The 4,591-nt window shown below is 64.2% G+C and carries 4 protein-coding genes; all 4 read right to left on the bottom strand.

The features are described 5' to 3' along the window. On the bottom strand, positions 1-998 hold a 998-nt coding region (locus AC1D00_RS28030; RefSeq protein ID WP_477012883.1), incomplete at its 3' end, for a 2-dehydropantoate 2-reductase. A gap of 101 nt (positions 999-1,099) precedes the next feature. Further along, positions 1,100-1,528 (bottom strand): CBS domain-containing protein, encoded by a 429-nt coding sequence (locus tag AC1D00_RS28025; protein ID WP_135172592.1) that lies wholly within the window; start codon positions 1,526-1,528, stop codon positions 1,100-1,102. A 202-nt stretch (positions 1,529-1,730) separates the two neighbouring features. Continuing rightward, positions 1,731-3,053 carry an oxalate/formate MFS antiporter gene (gene oxlT / locus AC1D00_RS28020; protein WP_135172593.1) on the bottom strand — a complete coding sequence of 441 codons (1,323 nt, stop codon included), beginning with the start codon at positions 3,051-3,053 and terminating at the stop codon, positions 1,731-1,733. Positions 3,054-3,316: 263 nt separating this feature from the next. Beyond that, a partial coding sequence (oxlT, locus tag AC1D00_RS28015) for an oxalate/formate MFS antiporter (RefSeq protein ID WP_477012882.1) occupies positions 3,317-4,591 on the bottom strand: 1,275 nt, incomplete at its 5' end.

Below are 4,591 nucleotides of genomic sequence, written 5' to 3'. Positions count from 1 at the left end.
GGATCGACGGGCGCGGAGACGCCATCATAGAGCCCGGCGATGCGGGCGCGCTGGGTCACCATCGCCAGCACCGAGTCCAGTGCGGGCGTGGCGATGCCGGTGAGGCGGCCCATCTCCTGCACCACGGTGACGAGCGGGTCGATCTCCATCGGGCGGCCGCGCTCGAGGTCCTGGAGCATCGAGGTCTTGTGCGCGCCGACCTTGCGGGCGCCCTCGATGCGGCGCTCGACATCGACGCGGAATTTGACGCCGAAGGTCTCGGCGATGCCTTGCGTCTCCACCATGATCGCGCGCGACAGCGCGCGCGTGGCCGGATCGGTGCAGATCACGTCGAGCGTCGCATGGGTCAGCGCGCTGATCGGGTTGAAGCAGACATTGCCCCAGAGCTTGAGCCAGATCTCGTCGCGGATGCGGTCGAGCACCGGCGCCTTCAGGCCGGCCGCGACGAACAGGTCGGCGAGGCGCTGCACGTCGCCCGTGATTTCGCCGGAGGGCTCGCCGAGCGGGAAATTGTTGCCGTAGACGTGGCGGATCACGCCGGGCGCCTCGATCTCGGTGGCGGGATAGACGATGCAGCCGATGGCGCGCTCGGCGCCGATCTCGCGCCACTGCCGTCCGCCGGGGTCGATGCTCTCCAGCGTCGAATTCTCGTAATCGCCGCCGTGCTTGTAGAAGTACCAATAGGGGATGCCGTTGACCGCGGTGACGATGCGGGTGTGCGGGCCCAGGAGCGGCTGCATCTTCTCGATCACGCCGGTGATCGAATGCGCCTTCAGCGTGATGATGATGTAGTCCTGCACGCCGAGCTCGGCGGGATTGTCGGTGCAGCGCGGATGCACGGTGTGCTTCTCCTCGCCCGCGAGCAGCGTCAGGCCGCGCTCGCGCATCGCGGCGAGGTGCGCGCCGCGTGCGACCAGGCYGACGTCGGCGCCAGCGCGCGCGAGCTGAACCCCGAGATATCCGCCGATTGCGCCGGCGCCGTAGATACAGATCTTCATGAAATCCTCGCGGGTGACCGGAATTTCGGGACGAAAGATCCGGTCCGGCGCGGAAGGATCCGAGCCGGGGCCGGTAGTCGCAGGGGAAGGGGCGTGGCGCTTTAAGCTGCTGCTTGCGGCGTGCCGTTGATCGCCTCGTCAACGGCAGCGGCGATGTCGCGCATGCTGATGACGGAAACGAGGCTGTAATCGTCGATCACGGGCAGGTGGCGGATGTGATGACGGTTCATCAGATGGCGCACGTGCTCGATCGTATCGCCCGAGGTGCAGGAGACGAGCTGCTGCACCGAGACGAGCTGCGAGACCTTGACGTTGACGGCGTTCGCGCCGTGCTCGGCAACGGCGCGCACCACGTCACGCTCGGTGAACATGCCGACCGCGGTGTTGCCCTCGGAGCGGACCACGTCCTTCACCACGAGGGCGCTGATGTTGTTGGCGCGCATCAGCTTGGCGGCGATACCCACCGTTTCGTTCATTCGCACCGTGACAACGCGCGGCGTCTTCTTGCGCAGAATGTCTCCGACCAGCATTGCAACCTCCCTAGGTGAATGACGAGGTAAGTGTGGTATACATAATGCCAATCGTCAAGCGATGGATTTGGCGGATCCGAAAAATCTTGCKACAGCATTATTGACGTTTGCGGTGCCTCCGGCGTCGGCCAAAAGAACCTTGGCCAAAAAGAAAGGGGCGCATTCTGCGCCCCTTTTTCAACCGTGCAAAGTGTGTGGCTTGTCACGCCGTCTCGGTCTTGGCGCTGCCCGACGCGGTGCCGGTGCTCTCGGCTTCCTTGCCGAGGATGAAGGAGCGGCGCAGCGGCTTGATCACGAACAATGCCATCAGTGCGGCCGTTGCATTCAGCGCCACCGCCACCACGAACACGGCCTTCCAGCCATACGCCGCCGAGATCACGCTGGCGAGCGGGACGAGCAGGGAGGCGGTGCCCTTCGCGGTGTAGAGCATGCCGTTGTTGGTGGTCGCGAACTTCGAGCCGAAGGTGTCGCCGCAGGTTGCGGGGAACAGCGAGTAGATTTCGCCGAACACGCCGAAATAGACCGCGGTCGCGAGCACGAAGACGACAGGCACGTGTCCGTAGGCCGACAGCGTGAGCAGCATCACTGCCGCCGTGCCGAAGGCGATGAACATGGTGTGCTCGCGGCCGATCGTGTCGGAGACCCAGCCGAAGAAGGGACGTCCGAAGCCGTCGAAGATGCGGTCGAGCGAGATCGCGAAGGTCAGCGCCGCCATCTGGAAGCCGGCGAGCGTCACCGGCGTGTCGGCGATCTTGAAGTCGTGTGCGATTGGGCCGATCTGCGCCGCGGTCATCAGGCCGCCGGACGCGACCATGACGAAGACGAGATACATCACCCAGAAAATAGGGGTGCGCAGCACTTGCGGCGGGGTGAAGTCGATCTTGGTCTGCGGCAGATTGAGCTGCTTCTTCTTCGGCGGGATCGAGAGCCGCGGCGGCTGGATGAAGAAGGCGAGCACGAAGACGATCAGGCCCTGGCCGATGCCGAAGGTGAAGAACGCGCTCTGATAGCCGCTCGCGGCGATCATGGTCGCGATCGGCACGATGGTGAGCGCGGCGCCCGCGCCGAAGCCGGCGGCCGTCGCGCCGGCGGCAAGGCCGCGGCGATCGGGAAACCATTTCAGCGCGTTGCCGACGCAGGTGCCGTAGACGGCGCCCGCGCCCATGCCGCCGACGATCGCGGCCGCATAGAGCAGGGTGAGCGAGTCGGCGTAGGAGTTGAGCACCCAGGACAGCGCGATCATCACGCCGCCGAACATGATGACGATGCGCGGGCCGTATTTGTCGACGAACCAGGCCTCGACCGGCACCAGCCAGGTCTCGGTGACGACGAAGATGGTGAAAGCGAGCTGGATCGCGGCGCGTCCCCAATGGTGGGCCGCATCGATCGGATCGACGAACAGCGTCCAGCCGTATTGCAGGTTGGCGATCATCGCCATGCAGACGATGCCCATGGCGAGCTGGAACCAACGGAAACCGGTGCGAAGAGGCGCGGCTGTGACGGCGCCGTCCGTGCTGGAAATCATCAAGAACCTCCCAACGCGCCTGATTGATTGCGACCTGGGATTGCAAGATGACCCAGTGTCGCAAATATTGTGGCTTATCGTCGCAAGCGCGGYGGGGACATTGGTATACCATATTCCAGAAGGCAAGCCCAATCTTGTGACGCAGCGCAAGAAAAGTGCGCGGTTCCCTTCGGGTCAGCGGTAGCCAAGGCGGGTTCTGCAAAAACGAAAACGCCCAGCCATGAGGCCGGGCGTCCTGTCGGAATGAAATGTGATGAAGCGCGTCAGGCGGTCGACTTCGCCACCACCACCTTGCGCCAGGGCTTGAGCACCGCGATCGCGAGCAGCGAAGCCAGGATGTTGGCGCCGGCCGCGATGATGAACACGCTGTCCCAGGTTCCCGACGACTGCTGCATGTAATTGGCGATCGGAACCAGCAGCGCGGCCGTGCCCTTTGCGGTGTAGAGCAGGCCCGCATTGGTGGTCGCGAACTTGGCGCCGAACGTGTCGGTGCAGGTCGAGGGGAACAGCGAGTAGATCTCACCCCAGGCGAAGAACACGAAGCCCGAGAGCAGCACGAACCAGATGGGATCGTGGCCCCAGAGGTAGAGCATCCAGATGCCGAAACCTTCCATGCCGAAGGCGATGAACATCGTGTTCTCGCGGCCGATCATGTCGGAGATCCAGCCGAAGAACGGACGCGTCAGGCCGTTGAGCACGCGGTCGATCGTGGCTGCGAACGTCACCGCGGTCATCGTCACCGCCATCAGCGTCACCGGAACGCTGTCGACCTTCCAGTCAACCGCGATGGGCTTCAGGTTGGCCGTCACCATCAGGCCGCCGGCGCCGACGATCACGAACATGAAATACATCAGCCAGAAGATCGGCTGGCGCAGCACCTCTGTCGGCTGGTAGTTGCGACGCGTCTGCACCAGCGCGGCGTTCGCCACCACGGTCGGCACCTGGCCGGCCTTCGGCGCCAGCAGGAAGAAGGCGAGGATGCAGATGATGATGCCTTGTCCGAGGCCGAAATACAGGAAGGTGGTCTGGAAGCCACTGTCCTTGATCATGGCCTGGATCGGCGCGACGGTCAGCGCGGAGCCTGCACCGAAGCCGGCCGCCGTGATGCCCGCAGCGAGACCGCGCTTGTCGGGAAACCATTTCAGCGCGTTGCCGACGCAGGTGCCATAGACGCCGCCCGCGCCGATGCCCGCGATGATCATGCCGAGATAGTAGCCGTTGAGCGTGGTGGCCTGTGCGTTGATCGCCCAGCCCATGGCGCAGAGCACGCCGCCGACCAGCACGACGATGCGCGGACCGTATTTGTCAACGAACCAGCCTTCGATCGGCACCAGCCAGGTCTCGAACAGGACGAACAGAGTAAAGGCCCATTGGATCGACGCGCGATCCCAGCCGAATTTCTTCTGGATGTCGGGGACGAAGAATGTCCAGCCGTATTGATAGTTGGCGATCATCACCATCGCCGCTACACCGATCGCCAATTGCGCCCAGCGATACGTGTCGCTAACGCGCGCGGTTGTAGGGGCCGTTGCCTGCAC

This window comes from Bradyrhizobium sp. P2_E8 (genome assembly GCF_056403875.1).
The sequence above is the reverse complement of the archived record's forward strand: the minus strand, read 5'-3'. Positions and strand labels throughout refer to the sequence as shown.